The 23,768-nt window shown below is 63.7% G+C and carries 21 protein-coding genes; 20 read left to right on the forward strand and 1 reads right to left on the reverse strand.

The features are described from left to right. Positions 1-84: 84 nt before the first annotated feature. The 11 genes from IG197_RS20795 (at position 85) to IG197_RS20845 (ending at position 11,914) form a co-directional block, all read left to right on the forward strand. A complete protein-coding gene (locus tag IG197_RS20795) occupies positions 85-1,191 on the forward strand; it encodes an ABC transporter substrate-binding protein (RefSeq protein ID WP_192314723.1) in 1,107 nt (368 codons plus the stop codon). Between the two features lie 63 nt (positions 1,192-1,254). Beyond that, complete coding sequence (locus IG197_RS20800) at positions 1,255-2,169, forward strand: ABC transporter permease (RefSeq protein ID WP_371746476.1); 915 nt, start codon at positions 1,255-1,257, stop codon at positions 2,167-2,169. Continuing rightward, positions 2,166-2,957 (forward strand): ABC transporter permease, encoded by a 792-nt coding sequence (locus IG197_RS20805; protein ID WP_067958235.1) that lies wholly within the window; start codon positions 2,166-2,168, stop codon positions 2,955-2,957. Before IG197_RS20800 ends, IG197_RS20805 begins: the two co-directional genes overlap by 4 nt. A 19-nt stretch (positions 2,958-2,976) precedes the next feature. Beyond that, the gene (locus IG197_RS20810) at positions 2,977-4,041 is read left to right on the forward strand and encodes an ABC transporter ATP-binding protein (RefSeq protein WP_067958237.1); all 1,065 of its coding nucleotides are present in this window, start codon (positions 2,977-2,979) and stop codon (positions 4,039-4,041) included. A gap of 541 nt (positions 4,042-4,582) precedes the next feature. Further along, the gene (locus tag IG197_RS20815; RefSeq protein WP_067958240.1) at positions 4,583-5,494 is read left to right on the forward strand and encodes a LysR family transcriptional regulator; all 912 of its coding nucleotides are present in this window, start codon (positions 4,583-4,585) and stop codon (positions 5,492-5,494) included. A gap of 137 nt (positions 5,495-5,631) precedes the next feature. Continuing rightward, positions 5,632-6,786, forward strand: coding sequence for an ABC transporter substrate-binding protein (locus tag IG197_RS20820; RefSeq protein ID WP_192314739.1), 1,155 nt, complete (start codon positions 5,632-5,634; stop codon positions 6,784-6,786). Positions 6,787-6,992: 206 nt separating this feature from the next. Continuing rightward, the gene (locus tag IG197_RS20825; RefSeq protein WP_192314742.1) at positions 6,993-7,991 is read left to right on the forward strand and encodes an ABC transporter ATP-binding protein; all 999 of its coding nucleotides are present in this window, start codon (positions 6,993-6,995) and stop codon (positions 7,989-7,991) included. Further along, a complete protein-coding gene (locus IG197_RS20830) occupies positions 7,988-8,959 on the forward strand; it encodes an ABC transporter permease (RefSeq protein ID WP_192314745.1) in 972 nt (323 codons plus the stop codon). The genes IG197_RS20825 and IG197_RS20830 overlap by 4 nt, the downstream gene beginning before the upstream one ends. Next, the gene (locus tag IG197_RS20835) at positions 8,949-9,764 is read left to right on the forward strand and encodes an ABC transporter permease (RefSeq protein WP_182575398.1); all 816 of its coding nucleotides are present in this window, start codon (positions 8,949-8,951) and stop codon (positions 9,762-9,764) included. Before IG197_RS20830 ends, IG197_RS20835 begins: the two co-directional genes overlap by 11 nt. A 19-nt stretch (positions 9,765-9,783) precedes the next feature. Then, a complete protein-coding gene (locus IG197_RS20840) occupies positions 9,784-11,211 on the forward strand; it encodes a gamma-aminobutyraldehyde dehydrogenase (RefSeq protein ID WP_067958254.1) in 1,428 nt (475 codons plus the stop codon). A 208-nt stretch (positions 11,212-11,419) separates the two neighbouring features. Next, on the forward strand, positions 11,420-11,914 hold the full coding sequence (locus IG197_RS20845) for an ester cyclase (protein WP_192314748.1): 495 nt from the start codon (positions 11,420-11,422) through the stop codon (positions 11,912-11,914). A 4-nt stretch (positions 11,915-11,918) separates the two neighbouring features. Here the strand turns inward: IG197_RS20845 and IG197_RS20850 are convergent, their stop codons facing one another. Beyond that, the gene (locus tag IG197_RS20850) at positions 11,919-13,085 is read right to left on the reverse strand and encodes a dihydrodipicolinate synthase family protein (protein ID WP_192314751.1); all 1,167 of its coding nucleotides are present in this window, start codon (positions 13,083-13,085) and stop codon (positions 11,919-11,921) included. A 316-nt stretch (positions 13,086-13,401) separates the two neighbouring features. On the opposite strand from IG197_RS20850, the gene IG197_RS20855 reads away from it, so the two are divergent. From IG197_RS20855 to IG197_RS20895, 9 genes are all read left to right on the forward strand, one after another. Then, complete coding sequence (locus tag IG197_RS20855; RefSeq protein WP_182575400.1) at positions 13,402-14,445, forward strand: LacI family DNA-binding transcriptional regulator; 1,044 nt, start codon at positions 13,402-13,404, stop codon at positions 14,443-14,445. Then, positions 14,442-15,443: a Gfo/Idh/MocA family protein gene (locus tag IG197_RS20860; RefSeq protein WP_192314753.1), complete on the forward strand. Its 1,002-nt coding sequence runs from the start codon at positions 14,442-14,444 to the stop codon at positions 15,441-15,443. Before IG197_RS20855 ends, IG197_RS20860 begins: the two co-directional genes overlap by 4 nt. A gap of 1 nt (position 15,444) precedes the next feature. After that, the gene (locus IG197_RS20865) at positions 15,445-17,055 is read left to right on the forward strand and encodes an acyl CoA:acetate/3-ketoacid CoA transferase (RefSeq protein ID WP_192314756.1); all 1,611 of its coding nucleotides are present in this window, start codon (positions 15,445-15,447) and stop codon (positions 17,053-17,055) included. Further along, positions 17,048-17,827 (forward strand): enoyl-CoA hydratase/isomerase family protein, encoded by a 780-nt coding sequence (locus tag IG197_RS20870; protein WP_192314759.1) that lies wholly within the window; start codon positions 17,048-17,050, stop codon positions 17,825-17,827. Before IG197_RS20865 ends, IG197_RS20870 begins: the two co-directional genes overlap by 8 nt. After that, entirely contained in the window at positions 17,827-19,347 is a 1,521-nt protein-coding gene (locus IG197_RS20875) for an aldehyde dehydrogenase family protein (RefSeq protein WP_067966190.1), read from the forward strand. Before IG197_RS20870 ends, IG197_RS20875 begins: the two co-directional genes overlap by 1 nt. Positions 19,348-19,432: 85 nt before the next feature. Next, positions 19,433-20,686 carry an ABC transporter substrate-binding protein gene (locus IG197_RS20880; protein ID WP_067958270.1) on the forward strand — a complete coding sequence of 418 codons (1,254 nt, stop codon included), beginning with the start codon at positions 19,433-19,435 and terminating at the stop codon, positions 20,684-20,686. A gap of 166 nt (positions 20,687-20,852) precedes the next feature. Then, a complete protein-coding gene (locus IG197_RS20885) occupies positions 20,853-21,770 on the forward strand; it encodes a carbohydrate ABC transporter permease (protein WP_067958274.1) in 918 nt (305 codons plus the stop codon). Continuing rightward, positions 21,767-22,648: a carbohydrate ABC transporter permease gene (locus IG197_RS20890; RefSeq protein WP_067958276.1), complete on the forward strand. Its 882-nt coding sequence runs from the start codon at positions 21,767-21,769 to the stop codon at positions 22,646-22,648. Before IG197_RS20885 ends, IG197_RS20890 begins: the two co-directional genes overlap by 4 nt. 4 nt (positions 22,649-22,652) lie before the next feature. Next, a complete protein-coding gene (locus tag IG197_RS20895; protein ID WP_067958279.1) occupies positions 22,653-23,768 on the forward strand; it encodes an ABC transporter ATP-binding protein in 1,116 nt (371 codons plus the stop codon).

The raw sequence follows: 23,768 nt of genomic DNA on the forward strand, positions 1-23,768 counted from the left end.
TTCATGGAACTTTCATGCGACTGTCACATGAAGCCATTACCGCATCGCAGGCGTCTCATGGCGTCAGTTCAACGGAGAGAACACATGTTCAAGTTTGCAGGGAAAGTGCTTTCCCTAAGCGCGGCGTCGCTGATGGTGACGACGGCTTTTGTGTCGGCCCAGGATATGGCCGCACTCGAAGCCGCCGCGAAGGCGGAGGGCCAGCTGACCACGATCGCGCTGCCGCATGACTGGTGCGGATATGGCGCCGTCATCGAAGGCTTCAAGAAGAAGTACCCCGAGATCACCGTCAACGAGCTGAACCCCGACGCGGGCTCCAGCGACGAGATCGAGGCGATCAAGGCCAACAAGGACAACAAGGGCCCGCAGGCGCCTGACGTCATCGACGTCGGTCTCTCCTACGGTCCGCAGGCGAAGGCCGACGGCCTGATCCAGCCCTACAAGGTCGCGACCTGGGATTCGATCCCCGACACCGCCAAGGACGCCGAAGGCTACTGGTACGGCGACTATTATGGCGTGCTGTCCTTCGAAGTGAACAAGGACCTTGTCAAGAACCCGCCGGCCGACTGGGCCGACCTGCTCAAGGACGAGTATAAGAACTCGGTTGCGCTTGCCGGTGATCCGCGCGCGTCCAATCAGGCGATCCAGGGCGTCTATGCCGCCGGTCTCGGCTCGGGTGCCACCGACGCCGCCTCGGCCGCCGAGAAGGGCCTCGCCTTCTTCAAGGAACTGAACGCCAAGGGCAACTTCGTGCCGGTCATCGGCAAGTCGGCGACGCTCGCCCAGGGCCAGACCCCGATCCTGATCACCTGGGACTACAACGCCCTTTCGGGCCGCGACACGCTGAACGGCAACCCGCCGGTCGATGTCATCGTTCCGGCTTCGGGCGTCGTTGCTGGCGTCTACGTCCAGGCGATCAGCGCTTATGCGCCGCACCCGAACGCTGCCAAGCTGTGGATGGAGTATCTCTATTCCGACGAAGGTCAGCTCGGCTGGCTGAAGGGTTACTGCCACCCGATCCGCTTCAACGATCTCGCAAAGAATGGCAAGATCCCGCAGGAAATGCTCGACAAGCTGCCGCCGGCCGCTGCCTATGAAAAGGCCGTGTTCCCGACGCTTGAAGACCAGGCCAAGGGCAAGGAAGCGATCACCAAGCAGTGGGATGCCGTTGTCGGCGCCAACGTTCAGTAACTGATCTCTGCCATCGCGGGCGGCTTCGCGGCCGCCCGCATTTTCTCTCGAGACGGCGCTCCGATGACCCAAGCCAGCATATCCGACCCGGCCATCGCCGCACGCTCCGCTCCGCCGGATGCGACCCGCGGTTTCCGCTTGCCGACCCATTGGCTCGGCGTCGCGCCGTTCTTCATCTTCGCCTTGATGTTCCTGATCCTGCCGACGCTCTATCTCGTCATCGGCGCCTTCCAGAACGACCAGGGTGAGTACACGCTCGACAATATCCGCCAGCTGTTCCTCGACGCTTCGATCCGCGACGCCTATTGGGTGTCGATCAAGATCAGCTTCTGGTCGGCCACTATCGGCGCCTTCATCGGTCTTGCAATGGCGATCGCCATCGTGCGCGGCGGCCTGCCGAGCTGGGTGCGCTCGTCGACGATGACGTTTTCGGGCGTCGCCTCCAATTTCGCCGGCGTGCCCCTGGCCTTCGCCTTCCTCGCGACGCTTGGCCGCCTCGGCCTGGTCACGGTGCTGCTGCGCGGCATCGGCATCGACATCTACGCGCTGGGCTTCAACGTGCTGACGTCGTGGGGCCTGATCATCGTTTACCTGTTCTTTCAGATCCCGCTGATGATCGTCATCATCACGCCGGCGATCGACGGCCTGAAGCGCGAATGGGGCGAGGCGGCCGCCACGCTCGGCGCCACCACCTGGCAGTACTGGCGCATGGTCGTCATCCCGGTGCTGTGGCCGAGCTTCCTCGGCACGGTCATCCTGCTGTTTGCCAATTCCTTCGGCGCCATCGCCACGGCCTATGCCTTTACCGGGTCATCGCTCAACATCGTGCCGATCAAGCTCTATGCGCAGATCCGCGGCGACGTGCTGCACAACCCACATCTCGGCTATGCGCTGGCCTTCGGCATGATCGTCGTCACCGGCCTCGCCAACATCTTCTACATCTGGTTCCGAACCCGCTCGGAGAGGTGGCTCAAATGAAGACCTCCCGTTTCTGGGCCTGGCTCGTCTTTGCCGTCGGCGCCGCCTATTTCTTCATCCCGCTGATCGCCACCTTCGAGTTCTCGCTGCGCATGCGCCGCGGCGAATATTCCTTCGACGCCTATCGCGTCGTGCTCGGCGACAGCCGTTTCCAGGAAACCTTCGGCTATTCGGTAACGGTTGCAGTCTTCACCATCCTGCTCGGCGTGTTCCTCGTCGTGCCGACGGCCTACTGGATCAGGTTGCGCATGCCGCATCTCCGCCCGATCGTCGAGTTCATCACGCTGCTGCCGCTGGTCATCCCGGCCATCGTCATCGTCTTCGGCTACATCAGGATGTATGGCTCCAACTCGCCGCTGCCGTTCCTCGGCTCGGCGCGTGGCACCGATGCGCTGCTGGTCATCGGCTATGCCACGCTGGCGCTGCCCTACATGTACCGTGCGGTCGACACCGGCCTGCGCACCATCGATGTGCGCACGCTGACCGAAGCCGCGCAGATCCTCGGTGCCGGCTGGGCCACGATCATCGCCCGCGTCATCCTGCCCAACGTGCTGATCGCCGTGCTGTCGGGCGCCTTCCTGACCTTCGCCATCGTCATCGGCGAGTTCACGCTGGCCAGCCTGCTCAACCGTCCGGCCTTCGGTCCGTATCTGCAGAACATCGGCGCCAACCGCGCCTATGAGCCGGCGGCACTTGCGGTCATCGCCTTTGCCATCACCTGGGGCTGCATGTCGGTGATCCAGATCCTCGCCCGTTTCGCGCCGAAGTCGGCAAACCGCCCGAACTGAACAAGAAGAGCACAAGCCAATGGCCGATCCCTTCCTTTCCATCCAGAGCGTCAAGAAATCCTTCGGCAACGTCGCCGTGGTCAAGGACTTCAACCTCGACGTCGGTGCCGGCGAGTTCGTCTCGTTTCTCGGACCATCGGGCTGCGGCAAGACGACCATGCTGCGCATCGTCGCCGGCTTCGAGGAGCCCAGCGCCGGCAAGGTGCTGATCGGCGGCAAGGATGTCACCGGCCTCAAGCCCAACCAGCGTAACATCGGCATGGTGTTTCAGGCCTATGCGCTGTTCCCCAACCTGACCGTCGCCCAGAACATCGGCTTTGGCCTCAAGGTTGCCGGCGTGCCCAAGGCGGAGGCCCAGGCGCGCATCGACGAGATGCTCGGCATCATCAAGCTGCCCGACTTCGGCGACCGCTATCCCTACCAGCTTTCCGGCGGCCAGCAGCAGCGCATAGCACTTGCCCGCGCGCTGGCACCCAAGCCCAAGCTCTTGCTGCTCGACGAGCCGCTGTCGGCGCTCGACGCCAAGGTTCGCATCTCGCTGCGCGAGGAAATCCGCTCGATCCAGAAGAAGCTCGGCATCACCACCATCTTCGTCACCCACGACCAGGAGGAGGCGCTGTCGATGTCCGACCGCATCGTGGTGATGAATGAGGGCCGCGCCGACCAGACCGGCACGCCGTTCGAGATCTACAACCGCCCGTCGACCAAGTTCGTCGCCAATTTCGTCGGCACGCTCAACGTGCTCGAAGGCACGATCAGCGACGCCGCCTCCGGCACTGTCAAGATCAACGCCGAGGAGATCGGCCTCAAGGGCAAGCTCAACGGCTCCAAGTCAGGCGATACGCTGTCGCTGGCGCTGCGTCCCGAGGCGATCTCGCTCGGCCGCAAGGCCGGCAACGATTCGAACCTCACCGGCCAGATCGCCGACGTGCATTTCCTGGGCTCGGTCATCCGCGTCCGCGTCGGCGTCGGCCAGAACGTCGTCTCGCTCGACACCTTCAACAGCCCGAGCAGCCCACCGCCGGTCGTTGGCCAGAAGACCGAAATCAGCTTCTCCTCCGGAGACGTGCTGGTGCTGCACTAGGGGGCCGCTGCCCTTCGCGCGCGGACCATTCGCATTTCAAAGAGGCGGGGATTTCCCGCCTTATTTTTTAGCACGTTTTCCGATTTGAGCGGGAAGAGAACTCCTACGGTCGTGAAGTTCTATTGGCAGGCTGCTCCGAGCGTGTCGGTGCCAATCTCGACTGCCTCATCCCTTCGCCCCCCTCTGGCCTGCCGGCCATCTCCCCCACAAGGAGGGAGATTAGTCGCGTCGCGGTCGGTGCCCATCCTGCTGCGTCGTAAGGATTGGCTTTGCGACGTTGGTGTTTGGCTGGGACGGGGATGAAGGGTGATCTCCCTCCTTGTGGGGGAGATGGCCGGCAGGCCAGAGGGGGGCGAAGGATCGCTATCTGCGCAATTTGGCATCGGACCTTTCGCGCTCTGTCGACTCTGACACGTCATCCCGGGTCTCGCTTCGCTCGCCCGGGATACGATCGATGGTGGCGCGCCTTTCCCCATCGTTACAACAAGCGTGGTTTGGCGAGGGCCTTCCCAAATCCCCCACCGCCCTGTCTACTCCGGCCATGGCCTTCACGCTTCGCCAGCTTCAATTCTTCGTTGCCGTCGCCGAGCAGGGCACGATCTCGCGCGCGGCGCAGAACCTGTCGATCTCGCAGTCGTCGGTGACCGAGGCGATCAAGGAGCTGGAAGCCGACCTCGGCGTCGAGCTGTTCGAGCGTCATCCGCGCGGACTCAACATCACCCATAAGGGCCACCAGTTCCTGCGCCACGCCACCAAGATCCTGGCCGACGTCTCCGACGCCCGGCGCACCTTTTTCGGCGGGCAGGCGACCGCGACCGGACAGCTCAAACTTGGCGTCACTTCGCTGGTTGCGGGTTACGTGCTGTCCGATCTGCTTGCGCGCTACCGCCGCGCCCATCCGGCTGTCGAGATCTCGGCCATCGAGGACAATGGCGACTACCTCGAGCATCTGCTTGTCGGCGGCAAGCTCGATCTCGCCGTCATGGTCACCTCCAACCTGCGTGACCGCATGGCTCTGCAATCGGAAATCCTCGAGGTCTCCGCCTATCGTCTCTGGCTGCCGCTCGGCCATCCGCTCGCCTCGGCAGAAATCATCAGCGTGGGCGACATCGCATCCGAGCCACTGATCATGCTGTCGGTCGACGAGATCGAGGAAAACACCGGCAAACTGCTTTCGGCGATCGGTGCCAAACCGCATGTCGCCTTCCGGACACGTTCGGTCGAGGCGGTGCGTTCACTGGTGGCGACAGGGGCAGGGGTGGCACTGCTGCCCGACCTCGTCTACCGGCCGTGGTCACTGGAAGGCGATCGTATCGAGTCCCGCGACGTCTCGGGTTCGCTGCCGGTGGTGCAGGTCGGCATGGTGTGGCGGCGCGGCTCGTCGTTGCCAGCCGCGGCGCGCGATTTCATCGGCATCGCGCAAGCACAGCGGACTGTTCGCCAGAAGCTTTGACGCATCTGCTCGGTATCGGAAAAACCGATATCACCCTTCTTTCGAATGAATTTGCGAAACCTGCGCTTTCGCAGCACCTTTCGTCTCAGGGCAACACCGCCAATGGGAGAGCGGTTCCTGCACATGGGAGGATCGAGATGAAGACATTTCTGAAATCCTGCACGGCAATCGCCTTGGCCTGCAGCTTTTCCGGCCAGGCGGTGGCGCAGGTCAAGGAAATCGGCAAGGGCGAGGGGCAGGTCAACATCATCGCCTGGCCGGGCTACATCGAGCGTGGCGAGACCGACAAGAATTACGACTGGGTGACGGAGTTCGAAAAGGCGTCGGGCTGCAAGGTCAACGTCAAGACTGCAGCCACGTCTGACGAAATGGTCGCGCTGATGAACGAAGGCGGCTTCGACCTCGTCACTGCCTCGGGCGACGCCTCGCTCCGCCTCGTCGCCGGCAAGCGCGTCCAGCCGATCAATACCGATTTGGTCAAGAGCTGGTCAACCATCGATGAGCGCCTCAAGGATGCGCCGTGGTTCACAGTCGACGGCCAGCATTACGGCGTGCCCTATCAGTGGGGCCCCAACGTGCTGATGTACAACACCAACGTCTTCAAGGAAGCGCCGAAGAGCTGGAACGTCGTGTTCGAGCCGATGGACTTGCCCGACGGCAAGCCCAACAAGGGACGCGTCCAGGCCTATGACGGCGCGATCCACATCGCGGACGCTGCCAACTACCTGATGGCCCACAAGCCCGACCTCGGTATCAAGGATCCCTACGAGCTCAACGAGGACCAGTACAAGGCGGCCCTCGACCTGCTGCGCGTCCAGCGTACGCTTGTCGGCCGCTACTGGCACGACGCCATGATCCAGGTCGACGACTTCAAGAACGAAGGCGTCGTGGCTTCGGGATCGTGGCCATTCCAGGTCAACCTGCTTGGCTCGGAAAAGCAGCCCGTCGGCTCGACGATCCCGGAAGAAGGCGCCACCGGCTGGGCCGACACGACGATGATGCATGTCGATGCCGCCAATCCGAACTGCGCCTATATGTGGCTCGAGCATTCGCTGAACCCCAAGCTGCAGGGCGATCTCGCTGCGTGGTTCGGGTCTAACCCGGTCGTGCCGGCTGCTTGCAAGGGCAACGAACTGCTGACCGATGCGGGCTGCAAGGCCAACGGCTTCGAGGACTTCGCCAAGATCAAGTTCTGGCGGACCCCGGTGTCGAAATGCGCCAGCCAGAACGACCAATGCGTGCCCTATTATCGCTGGGTGTCGGACTATATCGGCGTGATCGGCGGCCGCTGAGGCCGGCAACGAAACGATGCCCCCTCGCCAGGCCGCTTGCGGCCGACCCTCTCCCCGCGGGGAGAGGGGGCGGAGGCACCAACCGACCTGAAACGGCCGCCTGACGGCGGCAGACAAGCATCGGCGGCTGTGGGTCGGCCGGATGCGTTGCCATGGCCAGGCCATCACCCGGGCGCACATGGCCCAGACATCGGAAGCCAAAGACGATGATCCCAGCAGTCGCCTTTCAGAAAACCTCGCGCCATTTCGGCGCGGTGCGCGCGGTCGATGCCGTCGACCTCGAGATCAAGCCTGGTGAGTTCTTCGCCATGCTGGGTCCCTCGGGATCGGGCAAGACCACCTGCCTCAGGCTGATCGCCGGCTTTGAGCAGCCGACCTCGGGCAGCATCTCGATCTTCGGCGAACGCGCCGAGGGCGTGCCGCCATACCGCCGTAACGTCAATACGGTGTTCCAGGACTACGCTCTGTTCCCGCATCTCAACGTTCTCGACAACGTCGCCTACGGGCTGATGGTCAAGGGCATCGGCAAGGAAGAGCGCCACCGTGCTGCCGAAGATGCGCTCAAGCTCGTGCAACTGCCGGGCTATGGCAGCCGCAAGCCGGGCCAGCTGTCCGGCGGCCAGAGGCAGCGCGTCGCACTGGCGCGCGCGCTGGTCAACAAGCCCAAGGTGCTGCTGCTCGACGAACCGCTCGGTGCCCTCGACCTCAAGCTGCGCGAGAGCATGCAGGAAGAACTCAAGCAGTTGCAAAAGGCGCTCGGCATCACCTTCGTCTTCGTCACACACGACCAAGGCGAGGCGCTGTCGATGGCCGACCGTGTCGCTGTCTTCAATGACGGCCGCATCATGCAGGTCGGTGCGCCGGAGGAAATCTACCAGCGCCCGGCCTCCCGCTTCGTCGCCGATTTCGTCGGTTCGTCCAATGTGCTGCCGCCCGATTTTGTCCAGCGTTATGCCGGCCAGCACCGCTGGGGCAGCCTCAGGCCGGAGCAGATCCGTGTCCGCTCCGATACGTCTGGCGACGGCGTCGCCGCGCGCGTCGTCTCGCGCCACTATCTCGGTGCGGCCACCAAGCTGTCGCTCGACGCCAACGGCTTGAGACTGCACGCGACGCTGCCATCAGGTACTGCCGTGCCCGAGGACGGCGCCCATGTCATGCTGACCTTCAACCGCGACCAGCTCCACCTCATGGAGGAGCAGGCATGAGCGTCCAGGCTGTGTCAGGCACATCCAACGTGGCTGCGGCGATCCTGCCCCGGCGCGGCGGACTGGCCGGCTCGTTTTCCGACCTCTTGTGGCGCAGGCCGAGCTTGCTGCTGTTCCTGATGCTGGCGCCGCCGCTGCTCTGGCTCGGCGTCGTCTACATCGGCTCGCTGATCGCACTTCTGGCGCAGAGCTTCTTTTCGATCGACGAGTTCTCCGGGCTGATCAGCCGCGAGCTGACGCTGAAGACCTATGGCGACCTGTTGCAGGCGGCCAATCTCGACATCATCGTCCGGACGGTGACGATGGCCGCAGTGGTGACGCTGGCTTCAGCCATCATCGCCTTCCCCATCGCCTACTACGCGGCACGTTATGCCCGCGGCACCTGGAAGGCGCTGTTCTATCTCGGCGTGATGCTGCCCTTGTGGTCGAGCTATCTGGTCAAGATCTACGCCTGGAAGCTGATCCTCGCCAAGGAAGGCATCCTGACCTGGCTGTTTGCCAAACTGCACCTGTCGTGGTTGCTCGATAGCTGGCTGTCGCTTCCCGTTGTCGGCGGCAATTCGCTCTCGGTGTCGTTCACCGGCACCTTCATCGTCTTCGTTTATGTCTGGCTGCCATTCATGATCCTGCCGATCCAGGCAGCCCTCGAGCGCGTGCCCGGCAATCTCGTCGAGGCTTCGTCTGATCTCGGCGCGTCGCCCGGACAGACGTTCCGCAACGTGCTGTTCCCGCTGGCGCTGCCCGGCATCGTTGCCGGCTCGATCTTCACATTCTCGCTGACGCTGGGCGACTACATCATCCCGCAGATCATCGGCACGTCCAGGCTGTTCATCGGCCAGGCTGTCTATGCCCAGCAGGGAACCGCCGGCAACATCCCGCTCGCCGCCGCCTTCACCGTGGTGCCCGTCGTCATCATGGGCTTCTATCTCTGGGGCGCCAAACGCATGGGAGCCTTCGATGCGCTCTGACCGTTCGCAATCGGCCCCGACCGGCCTCAAGATTGCTGCTGCCGCAGGGCTCGCCTTCCTGCACCTGCCGATCCTGCTCATCTTCGTCTACGCCTTCACCACCGAAGAGAAGAGTTACCAGTGGCCGCCGCCCGGCTTCACCACGCAGTGGTTCGCGGTGACCTGGGGGCGCGCCGACGTCTGGCAGGCACTGGGGCTTTCGGTGCAGGTAGCGGCGATCTCGACTGGCATTGCGCTGGTGCTTGGAACACTCTGCGCAGCGGCGGTCAGCCAGACCCGGTTCTTTGGCCGCGAGGCGATCTCGCTATTGGTCATCCTGCCGATCGCGCTACCCGGCATTATCACCGGCATCGCACTGCGCTCGGCCTTCAGCCTGGCGGAGATCCCGTTCTCGTTCTGGACGATCGTGCTGGGACACGCGACGTTCTGCGTCGTGGTCGTCTACAACAACGCGGTGGCACGGTTCCGCCGGACCTCGGGCTCGCTCATCGAAGCATCGATGGATCTCGGCGCCGACGGCTTCCAGACGTTCAGGCATGTGATCCTGCCCAACATAGGCACGGCACTTCTGGCGGGTGGCATGCTCGCCTTTGCGCTGTCCTTCGACGAAGTCATTGTCACCACCTTCACCGCCGGACAGCAGCAGACGCTGCCGATCTGGATGCTGGAGGAACTGGTCCGGCCGCGCCAGCGCCCGGTCACCAATGTCGTCGCCATGGTCGTCGTGCTCGCGACCCTGCTGCCCATCCTTGCCGCCTATTACCTGACCCGCGAAGGCGACCAGATCGCCGGCGCCGGCAAATAAGCCTCGAAAGGGAGAAATCATGGACACCCAGATGCTCATCGGCTCGAAATTCGAGCGGGGAACAGAGACCGAGGAAGCGATCCTCAACCCGCGCACCGGCGAGACGATTCTCAGCCTGCCGGAGGCCTCGCCGGCGCAGATCGAGGCGGCGGTTACGGCAGCGCAGACGGCGTTCGTGACGTGGTCGAAGACCACGCCGGCGCAGCGCTCGGGCTACCTGCTCAAGATCGCCGACCGCATCGAGGCCGAGGCGGAAGCCTTTGCCAGGCTCGAGGCACTCAACTGCGGCAAGCCGATCAACGCCGTGCTCAATGATGAGATTCCGGCTATCGTCGACTGCTACCGCTTCTTCGCCGGCGCGGTGCGCTCGATGCCGGGTCTGGTGGCGGGCGAGTATCTGCCCGGGCACACCTCCATGATCCGCCGCGACCCCGTGGGCATCGTCGCCTCTATCGCGCCGTGGAACTATCCGCTGATGATGATGGCTTGGAAGCTGGCACCGGCAATCGCCGGCGGCAACACTGTCGTCTTCAAGCCTTCGGAGCAGACGCCGCTGACGGCACTGAAGCTCGCCAGGATTCTCGCTGAGGTCCTGCCGGAAGGCGTGGTCAATGTCGTGCTCGGCCGCGGCGAGAGTGTCGGCAATGCGCTGATCAACCATGCGGCGGTCAGCATGATCTCGATTACCGGCGACGTCGCCACCGGCAAGAAGGTGTTGCAGGCGGCGGCCAAGTCGGTCAAACGCACGCATCTCGAACTCGGCGGCAAGGCGCCGGTCATCGTCTTCGACGATGCCGACATCGACGCCGTGGTCAGCGGCCTGCGCGCTTTCGGCTACTACAATGCCGGCCAGGACTGCACGGCGGCCTGCCGCATCTACGCCGGGAAAAAGGTCTACGACAAGCTCGTCGCCGACCTGTCGTCAGCAGTGTCTACCATACGCTACGGCCAGGCCGACGACACCGAAAACGAGATCGGGCCGCTCATCTCCAGGCGCCAGCGCGACCGCGTTGCCTCCTTCGTCGAACGGGCCTCCGAGCTCAAGCACATCGAGATCACCACAGGCGGCAAGCCGGGCGAGGGCGGCGGCTTCTACTACCAGCCGACGGTCGTCGCCGGCGCGCTGCAGGAGGACGAGATCGTGCGCCGCGAGGTGTTCGGCCCGGTGGTTTCGGTAACGCGTTTCTCCGACGTCGACGAGGCGGTCAACTGGGCCAATGACAGCGACTACGGCCTGGCGTCGTCGGTGTGGACCAAGGACATCTCGCGCGGCATGGCGACCGCGGCGCGGCTGCAATATGGCTGCACCTGGATCAACACGCACTTCATGCTGACCAACGAGATGCCGCATGGCGGTCTCAAACAGTCCGGCTACGGCAAGGACATGTCGGTCTACGCGCTGGAGGACTACACCGCCGTACGCCATGTCATGATCGCGCATGGGTGAGCGGCCGTTTTCGCGCGCAGCGCGAAAGCCATGATGCCGGTGGCATCATGGCAGGCCAGCTAATGCCGGGACGCTGCCGCAGGCTGCGGGATCCGGCTGGACGGGCAGGCAGATGAGGGAGCAGAGCTTGCCGTACCCGCCCCTCATCCGGCCCTTCGGGCCACCTTCTCCCCGTGAACGGGGCAAAGGAAACAAGGGAGGAAAAGACATGCATCGTCGTCAGTTTCTCGCATCCGCAGCCGTTGCTGCATTCCTCGCTACGGCTCCGGCCATCGGCCCGGCGCTGGCGCAGGACACGCCGCAGGCTGTCGTCGACGCCTATCTCGCCGCCTGGAATGACCATGACTCGGCCAAGGCGGCCGAACATTTCGCCGACAACGTCGTCTACTACGACGCTTCGGTCGGCAAGCCCGTCGAGGGCAAGGAGGCTGCCAAGACCGGCGTCATCGACAATTTCCTGAAGGCTGTACCCGATGCCGTCTGGACGATGAAGGGCAAGCCCGTGGTGCAGGACGACCGCGTGTCGTTCGAATGGGAATTCTCCGGCACCAACACCGGCGACTGGGCCGACGGCACCAAGGCGACCGGCAAGAAGTTTGCCTTCACCGGCGCCTCGATGTTCTCGGTCAAGGATGGCAAGATCGCCAGCCAGAGCGACTATTATGACGCGCTCGGTTTCTACAAGCAGCTTGGCCTGATGTAGCCGGTCAGGCGAAGCCGTACTGTGTCATCAGCGCCGTCATGCGCGCTGCAGCGAGGTCCGGCCTGTCCAGCACATTGGCCCGGTCGGCGAGGCGGAAGATGTCGGCGTAGTGCAGTGCACCTCTTGCCGACTGCATGCCGGCGGGCATGGTGAAGTGGCTCTGGTGGCCGTTGAGCCAGGCGAGGAAGACGACGCCGGCCTTGTAATATTGCGTCGGCGCCTCGAAAATCTTGCGCGACAACGGCACTGTCGGCTCGATGGTGCCGCGGAAGGTGGCGAGGTCGCCCTTGGCCAAGGCTGCCAGCGCCTTGGATGCCTGGGGCGCTACCGCATCGAAGATGCCGAGCAGCGCGTGGCTGTGGCGCGTGCCGTCACCTTCTATCAGGGTGGCATAGTTGAAGTCATCGCCGGTGAAGCAGATCACGTCCTGGGGCAGACGCCGGCGCAGCTCGACCTCATAGGCCTGGTCAAGCAGCGAGATCTTGATGCCTTCGACCTTGTCCTGGTGATCGGTGATGATGGACAGCACGGTCAGCAACGTGTCCTCGAAACGGTCGCCGCCCCAATAGCGTGTGAGTTCGGGATCGAACATGTCGCCCAACCAGTGGAGGACCACTTTGTCCTTGGCCTGGCCAAGGATGCGGCCGTAGACCTTGCAGTAGTCGTCGGGGGATTTCGCTACATGGGCGAGCGCCCGGCTCGCCATCAGAATCGCGCGGCCGCCATGCTTCTCGATGAAGCCGAGCTGTTCCTCGTAAGCCGAGATGACGTCGTCGAGCGATTTGGCATCCTGTTTGGGCAACTGGTCGGTGCCCGCGCCGCAAGCGAGGTCGGCACCCGGCACCGTGCGCGCTTCGGCGAGTGAGCGGCTGATCAGTTCCTGCGCGCCGGTCCAGTCCAGCCCCATGCCGCGCTGCGAGGTGTCCATCGCCTCGGCGATCTTGAAGCCCAGCGACCAGAGATGATGGCGGAAGGCCATGGTCGCATCCCAGTCGATTACAGGGCTGTTCCAGGGCAGCGTGTCGGCCCACGGGTCGGAGACGACATGCGCAGCCGCGTAGGCGATACGATTGAAAACGGGGGCGGCTTCAGGTCGTTCGACCGGTGTGCCGACAAGTGTGTAGGTCTCGATCGAGCGGTCCGTCCGCGGAAGCTTCACTGCCTTGGCCATGGGTTCCTCCCTGATCGGTTGCATCTGGTAATTTAGATCGTTCCAAATTTCAAGCCGGAATTGTGAGGTCTGGCGCAGGTGCGCCGGTCGATCGGGCGGTGCAACGATATGCTGGGATGGTTTCAGCGCAAAATAGCATTACAAATCGTTTGAAAGAGCGAAGTGTGTATAATTCTGGCATTCTGGTGGCCAAGGCCTTTGGGTTCGGCCGATGTGAAAACGATGGTATCGCCGTTCTTCATTGCTTGACAGTTTGGAACGTTCCAATTAATGGACTCGGAAAAGGGGGCCAGAGACGCTCGCCAGGAGGATCGTTTTGAAGCAGCCGAAGGTGACAGTTGTCGATGTTGCGCATGCCGCCGGCGTGTCGAAGTCGACCGTGTCGCTCGTTCTTCAAGGCAGCTCGCTGGTCAATGAAACGACCCGCGCCAAGGTCGGCGCCGTCATCCGCGAGCTCGGCTACGTCTACAACCGCAGCGCCGCCAATTTGCGCCAGTCGAAATCCAAGATCGTCGGCATCGTCGTCAACGACCTGACCAACAGCTTTTTTGCCGAACTGGCGGTGGGCATGGACATGGTGGTGCAGTCGGCCGGCTACATCCAGTTCATGGCCAACTCGGCCGAGAATCCCGACCGCCAGGCCGAGGTGATCGCCTCGATGCGCGAGCATGGCATGGCCGGGCTGATCCTGTCGCCGGCGCGCGGGACGACATCAGCCGATCTCCGGCCGCTGGTCGACAGCGGCATTCCTGTCGTGCTGGTGGCGCGCAACGTGCCGGGGCTCAAGGTCTCCTCCGTGGTGTCGGACGGACATGCCGGGGCTGCGGCTGCCGTGCGCCACCTGATCGAACTCGGTCATCGGCGCATCGCCTTCCTCGGCGGCTTCAACGACACGGCCGTATTCGACGAACGCATGCGCGGTTTTCGCGACGCTCTGGTGGAGGCGGGGCTCGATGCCTCGGACGAGCTGGTGATCAGTTCGGCGCCGTCGCGTGCAGGCGGTGTGGCGGCGGTCGAGCGGCTGTTGTCTATGGCCGACCGGCCGACAGCGGCGCTCTGCTTCAATGATGCGGTGGCCTTCGGCGCCTGCGACGGGCTGCGCAGCGCCCGCATCGAACCGGGCGTCGATTTCGGCGTCATCGGCTTCGACGACGTGATCGAGGCAAAAACTGCGGTGCCGGCGCTGACCACTGTTTCGGTCGATCCGCAGGGCATGGGCCGGAGGGCGGCGCAACTCCTGCTCAAGCAGATCAATTCAGGCGATTTCGAGCCTGAGGCGCTGGTCGCCTCGGTGCGGCTGGTGGTGCGCGAGAGCTGCGGCGCGGCACAGCGGATGAAACGAGAGGCGGTGACCGCATGACACGCTGGGGTCTGATCGGGGCGAGCACCATCGCCAGGGAATGGGTCATCGGCGCTATCCGTGCGACCGGCGGCGAGGTGGTGTCCGTCATGAGCACCAATGCCGAGCGCGGCCGCGACTATGCCCAGGCGAACGGCATCGCGAAGTCGGTGACGTCGCTTGAGGACATTACAGGCGATGCCGGTATCGACGCCGTCTACATCTCGACCACCAACGAATTGCATGTGGAACAGGCGATTGCCGCGGCTAAGGCCGGCAAGCATGTGCTGTGCGAGAAACCATTGGCGCTGACCATTTCTGACGCCCGGGCAATGGTGCATGAGGCGAAGGATGCCGGGGTCGTCCTGGCGACGAACCACCATCTGCGCAATGCGGGAAGCCACCGGGCGATGCGCGACGCAATTGCCGTAGGCCGTATCGGCAAGCCGCTGGCGGCGCGCGTGTTTCATGCCGTCTATCTTCCGCCGCATCTGCAGGGCTGGCGGCTCGACAAGCCGCAGGCCGGCGGCGGCGTGATCCTCGATATCACGGTGCATGACGCCGACACTTTGCGCTTCGTGCTCAATGACGATCCAGTCGAGGCCGTCGCCTTCAGCCAGGCGGGCGGCATGGGGCAGGCGGGCCTCGAAGACGCAGTGATGGGCGTGCTGCGCTTCAGGTCAGGCGTGATCGCGCAGTTCCATGACGCGTTCACCACCAAGTTCGCCGAGACCGGTTTCGAGGTGCACGGCACCGAGGGTTCGCTGATCGCGCGCAATGTCATGACGCAGAAGCCGGTCGGCTCGGTCGTGCTGCGCAATGCCGAGGGCGAACACGAGCTCGATCTCGAACAGCGCAATCTCTACGAAGCGGGCCTGCAGGCGTTCCATGATGCTGTCGCCGGCAAGGGCAGACCGTCTGCCACGGGCGAGGACGGCGTATGGTCGCTGGCGACGGGTCTTGCCGTGGTCAAGTCGGCGGCGACGGGCAAGGCAGTGGCCATCGAGGCGGGGCTCTGACATGAGCAAGCACATCACTCCCGCCCAGGCCGCTGCTTTGATACCCGATGGTGCGGTGGTCTCGGTGTCGTCGTCGAGCGGGCTAGGCTGTCCCGACCTGACGCTGAAGGCGATCGGCGAACGCTTCGAGGCTACAGGCCATCCGCGCGACCTGACGACGCTGCACCCCATCGCCGCCGGCGACATGAGCGGCATCAAGGGTGTCGACCATATCGCCAAAAAGGGCCTGCTGAAGACGATCATCGGCGGCTCCTATCCGTCGGGGCCGTCGAGCGCCGAGCCGCCGCTGATCTGGCAGATGATCGGCGATGAGGAGGTGGCTGCCTACAACGTGCCGTCCGGCATCATGTTCGACATGCATCGCGAGGCTGCCGCCAAGCGGCCGGGCGTCATGACCAAGGTCGGGCTCGACACCTTCGTCGATCCCGAGCGGCAGGGCTGCGCCATGAATGCGCGTGCTGCGGCCGAACCGCTGGTCAAGAAGGTCAGCTTCGAGGGCGAGGACTGGCTGTTCTTCCCAGCTATCAAGCCTGAAGTGGCGATCATTCGGGCGACGACATCAGACGAGCGCGGCAACCTGACCTACGAACATGAAGGCGCCTATCTCGGCGGGCTCGACCAGGCACTCGCCGCGCGCAACAATGGCGGCATCGTCATTGCCCAGGTCAAGCGTATCACCAAGGACGGCTCGCTGCGCCCGCACGATGTGCGCGTGCCGGGCATGCTGGTCGACTACATCGTCGTCGACCCCGAGCAGAAGCAGACGACGCAGACGCTCTACGACCCTGCGATTTCAGGCGAGATCATGCGGCCTCTCGACAGCTTCCGCGTGCCCGAGTTCAACATTCAGAAGGTCATCGCCCGCCGGGTTGCTCAGGAACTCGAGGCCGGCAGCGCGGTCAATCTCGGCTTCGGCATTTCGGCCAACGTGCCGCGCATCCTGCTTGAAGAAGGGCTGCATGGTGAGGTCACCTGGGTGATCGAGCAGGGTGCCGTCGGCGGCGTGCCGCTGCTCGATTTCGCTTTCGGCTGCGCGTCGAATGCCGATGCCTTTATGCCGTCGCCCTACCAGTTCACCTACTTCCAGGGCGCGGGTTTCGACGCCTCGCTGCTGTCGTTCCTCGAGATCGACCGCAACGGCTCGGTCAACGTCTCCAAGCTCAGCTTCCGGCCACATGTGACGGCGGGTGCCGGCGGTTTCATCGACATCACGGCGCGAGCCAGGAAGATCGTCTTCTCCGGCATGTTCAATGCCGGCGCCAAGCTCGACATCGAGGCTGGCAAGCTGGTGGTCGAGAAGGAAGGCAAGCTCAAGAAGCTGGTCAACGAGGTCGAGCATGTCACTTTCTCGGGGCGCCGCGGCGTCGAACAGGGCCAGGACATCACCTATGTCACCGAACGCTGTGTGATGAAGCTTATGCCTCAAGGCATTGTGCTGACCGAGATCGCGCCGGGCGTCGAACTGCAGACGCATATTCTCGACCAGTCGGAATTCCCGCTGATCGTGTCGGACAAACTCAAGCAGATGGATGCTGACCTGTTCGCCGAAGCGCCGATCAGGTTGAAGCTGCCGCGCAAGCCGGTGCGCAAGCTGGAGGGCATCCATGGCTGACCAGCGCATCAGGGTCGAGTTCGAGGGTCCTGTCGCGATCATCACGGCGGCCCGGCCGGACAAGCTCAACGCCTTCGATATAGACATGCTGAAGTCGCTGTCCCAGGCCTGCGACGAGGTCGAGGCCAATGCGGAAATCCGCGTCGCCATCCTCACCGGCGAGGGCAAGGCGTTTTCGGCCGGCGGCGACATCAAGGCCTGGGGCGAAATGACACCCAACGAGTTCGGCCATGCCTGGGTGCGTTTCGGCCACCGCGTGTTCGAACGCCTGGCGACGCTGCGCGTACCGCTGATCGCTGCCATCAACGGCCATGCGTTGGGCGGCGGACTGGAGCTGGCGATAGCCGCCGACATCCGCATTGCCGAGCGTCATGTGAAGATCGGCCTGCCCGAGACTGGGCTCGGCATGGTGCCGGGCTGGTCGGGCACACAGCGTCTGGTGAGGCGCGCCGGTGCGCAGGTGGTGAGGCGTATGGCGCTGGGCGGCGAGGTGTATTCCGCCGACGAGGCAGCAGGGCTCGGGCTGGTCGACCATGTGGTCGAGACCGGCGCGGCGGTGGCTGCGGCGCGCGCCTATGCGGCCCGGGTCGCGGCGCGGGGGCCTGCGGCAGTCGAGGTCGCAAAACTGATGATCGCCACCGCGAACGGTGAAGACAATGGCACCGCCGTCGAGGCGCTGGGCTCGATTCTCGTGGCCAAGACCGGAGACCTCAAGGAGGGGGTCGCGGCCTTCAGCGAGAAGCGTGCCGCCAAATTTGCAGGAGAATGGTGATGACGGTCCTGATGCGTCCCAAGCCGCTCGACGGCTTCAAGGTCCGCGAGTTCAAGATGCTGATCGACGGCAAATGGACCGCCGGCGCCGAAGGCAAGGCCATCGAGCGCGCCAGCCCCGGCCATGGCGCCGTTGTCAGCCGCTACGAGGCCGCGACCGCTATCGATGCGAACCGCGCCATTGCCTCGGCACGCAAGGCGTTCGACGACGGACATTGGCCGCGCATGACCGGCGCCGAGCGCTCGCGCATCCTGCTCAGGGCCGCCGACATCATCGACGCGCGTGCCGATGAACTCGCCTTCCTCGACTGCATCGAGTCAGGCAAGCCGATCTCCCAGGCCAAGGGCGAACTTGGCGGTGCCGCCGACATCTGGCGCTATGCGGCAGCACTTGCGCGGGACCTGCATGGCGAGAGCTACAACACGCTGGGCGACGGCACGCTGGGCGTGGTCCTGCGCGAGGCGATCGGCGTCGTGTCGATCATCACGCCGTGGAATTTCCCGTTCCTGATCGTCAGCCAGAAGTTGCCTTTTGCGCTGGCCGCCGGCTGTACGGCAGTGGTCAAGCCGTCGGAGTTGACGTCAGGCTCGACGCTGGTACTCGGCGAGATTCTGGAGGCGGCAGGGGTTCCCCAGGGCGTGGTCAACATCATCGTCGGAACCGGGCCGGAGGCTGGTGCGCCGCTGACCAGCCACCCCGACATCGACATGGTGTCGTTCACCGGCTCGACCGGTATCGGCAAGCTGACCATGGCCAACGCCGCGCAAACGTTGAAGAAAGTGTCACTGGAGCTCGGCGGCAAGAACCCGCAGATCGTCTTCCCTGATGCCAATCTCGATGACTTCGTCGATGCGGCCGTCTTCGGCGCCTATTTCAACGCCGGCGAGTGCTGCAATGCCGGCTCGCGCCTGATCGTGCATCGCGACGTCGCCGACGAGGTGACCAGCCGCGTTGCCGCTCTGTCGGCCAAGGTCAAGGTCGGCGATCCGCTCGACCCATCGACGCAGGTTGGTGCTATCATCACGCCGCAGCATCTTGCGAAGATCGTTGGTTACGTGAAAGGTGCGAGCGAGAACGGTGCGAGGGTTGCTGTCGGCGGGTCTGCCGCTGATCTCGGCCTCGGCCAGTTCATGGAGCCGACGATCCTGTCGTCGGTCGCCCCCGACATGGCGGTGGCGAAAGAGGAGGTGTTCGGACCGGTGCTTTCGGTGCTTGCCTTCGAGACCACTGACGAGGCGATCCGTATCGCCAATTCGATCGACTATGGTCTGTCGGCAGGCGTCTGGAGCCGCGACTTCGACACCTGCCTGACAGTCGGCCGCAGAGTCCGTGCCGGTACCGTCTGGATGAATACCTTCATGGACGGTGCCTCGGAGCTGCCCTTCGGCGGCTACCGCCAATCGGGCATCGGCCGCGAGCTCGGCCGCCATGCGGTCGAGGACTACACCGAGACCAAGACGCTCAACATGCATATCGGACCGCGCACCGGCCATTGGATGCCGAAGGAGGCGCGCGGCTGAACGGAGGAATTCCCAGAGGCGGGGCCGAAGGGATTTTATGACACGCAATGACGCGTGAGGAACTTGCAACCCGGGAGGAACTGGAATGCGTAAGTTTTTGATGAGTACGGCAGCCGTGGCGGCACTGTTTGCCGCGCCTATGCCGATGGCACAGGCCGAGGAAAGCGTCGAAGTTCTGCACTGGTGGACGTCAGGCGGTGAGGCAGCAGCACTCGACGTGCTGAAGAAGAACCTGGAAGGCCAGGGCGTGACCTGGAAAGACATGCCGGTTGCCGGCGGCGGCGGCGAAGCGGCGATGACCGCGCTGCGCGCCCGTGTCACCGCAGGCGATCCGCCCACCGCCGTGCAGGCGCTTGGCTTCGACATCACCGACTGGGCCAACCAGGGCGTCGTCGGCGATCTCGGCGAAGTGGCCGACAAGGAAGGCTGGGACAAGGTCGTTCCGGCCGCACTGCAGAACTTCGCCAAGCATGACGGCAAGTGGATTGCAGCACCCGTCAACGTGCACTCGACCAACTGGGTCTGGATCTCCAAAAAGGCGCTCGACGCTGCCGGCGGCAAGGCGCCCGAGACCTGGGACGAGCTGGTCGCGGTGCTCGACAAGATGCAGGCCAACGGCATCACCCCGCTCGGCCATGGCGGCCAGGCCTGGCAGGATGCGACCATCTTCGACGCCGTCGTGCTGTCGCTCGGCACCGACTTCTACAAGTCGTCGATGATCGATCTCGATCCGGCCGCACTTGGCGGCGACAAGATGGTCGAAGCCTTCGACCGCATGGCCAAGCTCAAGACCTATGTCGACAAGGACTTCTCTGGCCGCGACTGGAATCTTGCCTCGGCCATGGTCATCGAGGGCAAGGCCGGCATGCAGATGATGGGTGACTGGGCCAAGGGTGAGTTCCTCAAGGCCGGCCAGAAGCCGGGCACCGACTTCGTCTGCATCCGCTTCCCCGGGACGCAGGGCGCCGTCACCTTCAACTCTGACATGTTCATGATGTTCAAGGTTGGCGACGACAAGAAGAAGGCGCAGCTGCAGATGGCTGCCGACATCGAGGATCCGGCCTTCCAGTCGTCGTTCAACGTGGTCAAGGGCTCGGTGCCGGCACGCACCGACGTGCCTGACACCGCCTTTGACGATTGCGGTAAGAAGGGCATCAAGGACCTGGCGGAAGCCAGCTCCGGTGGCAAGCTGTTCGGCTCGATGGCACATGGTTATGCCGCACCGGCCGCAGTGAAGAACGCGCTCTACGACGTCGTTACCCGTCACTTCAACGGCGAACTCGACTCCAAGGCCGCCGCCAAGGCGCTGGCCGAAGCGGTTGCCGCCGCCAAGGGGTGAGACGCCGGTATGCGCAGCAAATCCATCGTGCCGGTGGCACGATGGCAGGCGGCGAACGCCTGGGAGCTGCGTAGCAGCGGGGCCACGGCAGGCCCTTCACCGAACTTCGTGCCCCGGCTTCGGCCGGGGCACATCCTGACCTGACAACCCAGAGGCTGGACACCCCATGGCCGATCTCACCACGACCGCACCCCGCGCGGTGACGAACCCGCGCGCGACGTTGCAGGACCTGCTGCCGAAGATCGTGCTGGCGCCGAGCTTCGCGTTGATCCTGATCTTCGTCTACGGCTTCATCGTCTTCACGGCCTTCCTGTCGTTCTCGGGCTCGAAGCTTTTGCCCGATTTCTCGACCTGGGTCGGCCTGAACAACTATGTCAGGCTGTTCAACCATCCCAACTGGATCACGGCGCTGAAGAACCTCGCGATCTTCTCGGTGCTGTATATCGTCATCTGCAGCTTCATCGGGCTGGCGCTGGCGATCTTCCTCGACCAGAAAATCCGCGGCGAGGGCGTGCTGCGCCCGATCTATCTCTACCCGATGGCGCTGTCATTCATCGTCACCGGCGTCGCCTGGAAGTGGTTTCTCGACCCCGGCATCGGCCTCGAGCACGTGATGCAGTCATGGGGTTGGGAAAGCTTCTCGTTCCGCTGGATCAAGGAAGGCCAGATGGCGATCTACACCATCGTCATCGCTGCGGTGTGGCAATCGTCGGGCTTCGTCATGGCGATGTTCCTCGCCGGCCTGCGCGGCGTCGACAACGAAATCATCAAGGCCGCCCAGATCGACGGCGCCTCGACGCTCACCATCTATCGCCGGATCATCATTCCACTGATGCGGCCGGTGTTCCTGTCGGCCTTCGTGGTGCTCGCCCACCTCGCCATCAAGTCTTACGACCTTGTGGTGGCGATGACCGACGGCGGACCGGGGACTGCGACCTGGACGCCGGCGCTGTTCATGCAGAAGTTCACCTTTGGCCGCAATGAAATGGGCATGGGTGCTGCGTCCGCGATCATCATGATGATGATGATCTTCGCCATCATCGTGCCCTACCTCTACTCCGAACTCGGGGGGAAGAAGAAATGAGTGCCGCCTCCCAGGACGTCGCCACCCGTAACGGCATCTTCGCCCGTGCGCTGATCTATGCCGTTCTCATCCTGTTTGCGGTCTACTACCTGCTGCCGCTCTATGTGATGGTCGTCAATTCGCTGAAGCCGCTGGACGAGATCCGCCAGGGCAACATGCTGGCGCTGCCGCAGCAATGGACGATAGCGCCCTGGCTGTCTGCCTGGTCGACTGCGCAGATCGGCGTCTCGCCGACGGGGCTGAAACCCTACTTCCTGAACTCGGTGATGATGGTGGTTCCGGCGGTGGCGCTGTCGACCATCCTCGGGGCGCTCAACGGCTATGTGCTGACCAAATGGCGCTTCAAGGGCGACAACATCGTCTTCGGCCTGATGCTGTTGGCCTGCTTCATTCCGTTCCAGATCGTGCTGATCCCGTCGGCCCGCATCCTCGGCCTGACCGGCTTGGCCGGCACCATTACCGGGCTGGTGCTGATCCACGCCATTTACGGCCTCGGCTTCACCACGCTGTTCTTCCGCAACTATTACGAGGCGTTCCCGACCGAACTGGTGCGGGCAGCACAGATCGACGGCGCGAGCTTCTTCCAGATATTCCGGCGCATCCTTTTGCCGTCGTCGGGTCCGATCATCGTCGTCACCGTCATCTGGCAGTTCACCAACATCTGGAACGACTTCCTGTTCGGCTCGTCGTTTTCGGGCTTCAACTCGATCCCGCTGACGGTAGCGCTCAACAACCTCGTCAACTCGTCCACCGGCGTGAAGGAATACAACGTGCATTTCGCCGGCGCGATCCTCGCCGCCCTGCCCACCCTCATCGTCTACATCGTCTCCGGACGCTATTTCGTGCGCGGCCTGATGGCCGGCGCGGTCAAGGGGTAAGCCCATGTCGTTTCTCAAGATCAGCAATCTCTACAAGAACTATGGCCAGGTGGAGATCCTCAAGGACATCAATATCGAGATCGACAAGGGCGGCTTTCTGGTGCTCGTCGGCCCGTCGGGCTGTGGCAAGTCGACGCTGCTCAACACCATAGCCGGGCTCGAGCCGATCACCTCGGGCGAGATCTCCATCAACGGCAATTCGGTCGCCGGGCTGCATCCGTCCAAGCGCGACATCGCCATGGTGTTCCAGTCCTACGCGCTCTACCCGAACATGACGGTGGCCGGAAACATCGCGTTTGGCATGGAAATCCGCGGCGTGCCCAAGGACGAGCGCGACAAGGCGATCAAGCAGGTGTCCGACATCCTGCAGATAGGCCACCTGCTCGACCGCAAGCCGAGCCAGCTCTCCGGCGGCCAGCGCCAGCGTGTTGCCATGGGCCGGGCGCTGGTGCGCAATCCGCAGGTCTTTCTGTTCGACGAGCCGCTGTCCAACCTCGACGCCAAGCTGCGCGTCGACATGCGCACCGAGATCAAGCGCCTGCACCAGCGCATGAAGACGACGATCGTCTATGTCACCCACGACCAGATCGAAGCGATGACGCTGGCCTCCAAGATCGCCGTGCTCAAGGACGGCACCCTGCAGCAGTTCGGCACGCCGGCCGAGATCTACAACAGCCCGGCCAACATGTTCGTCGCCGACTTCATGGGTTCGCCGGCGATGAACCTGTTGACCGCGCGCCTCGAAAACGGCGAGGGCGGGCTCAACGTCATGCTCGAAAGGCCGGGCGAGAAGCCGCTGGCGCTGCCGATCAAGAATGCCAATGGTGTGCTCGGTGGCTATTCGGGCAAGGAGATCATCTTCGGTGTCCGTCCGGAAGCACTGACCGACCCGGATGGTGCCGATCGCAACGCCAGGTCGATCGCCGAGGGCGAATGTTTGATCGAGGTGGTCGAGCCTGCCGGTTCCGACACCTTCGCTGTGACCAAGCTCGGCGGCAAGGAAGTGGTGGCGCGGCTGCGTGCCGACGCCGCGATCCATGCCGGCCAGAAGACGAAGCTCGCCTTCAACCTGGACAAGGCGGTGTTCTTCGACCCGAAGAGCCAGCTGCGCATCGCCTGA

This window comes from Aminobacter sp. SR38 (assembly GCF_014843375.1).
Taxonomy (GTDB): domain Bacteria; phylum Pseudomonadota; class Alphaproteobacteria; order Rhizobiales; family Rhizobiaceae; genus Aminobacter; species Aminobacter ciceronei.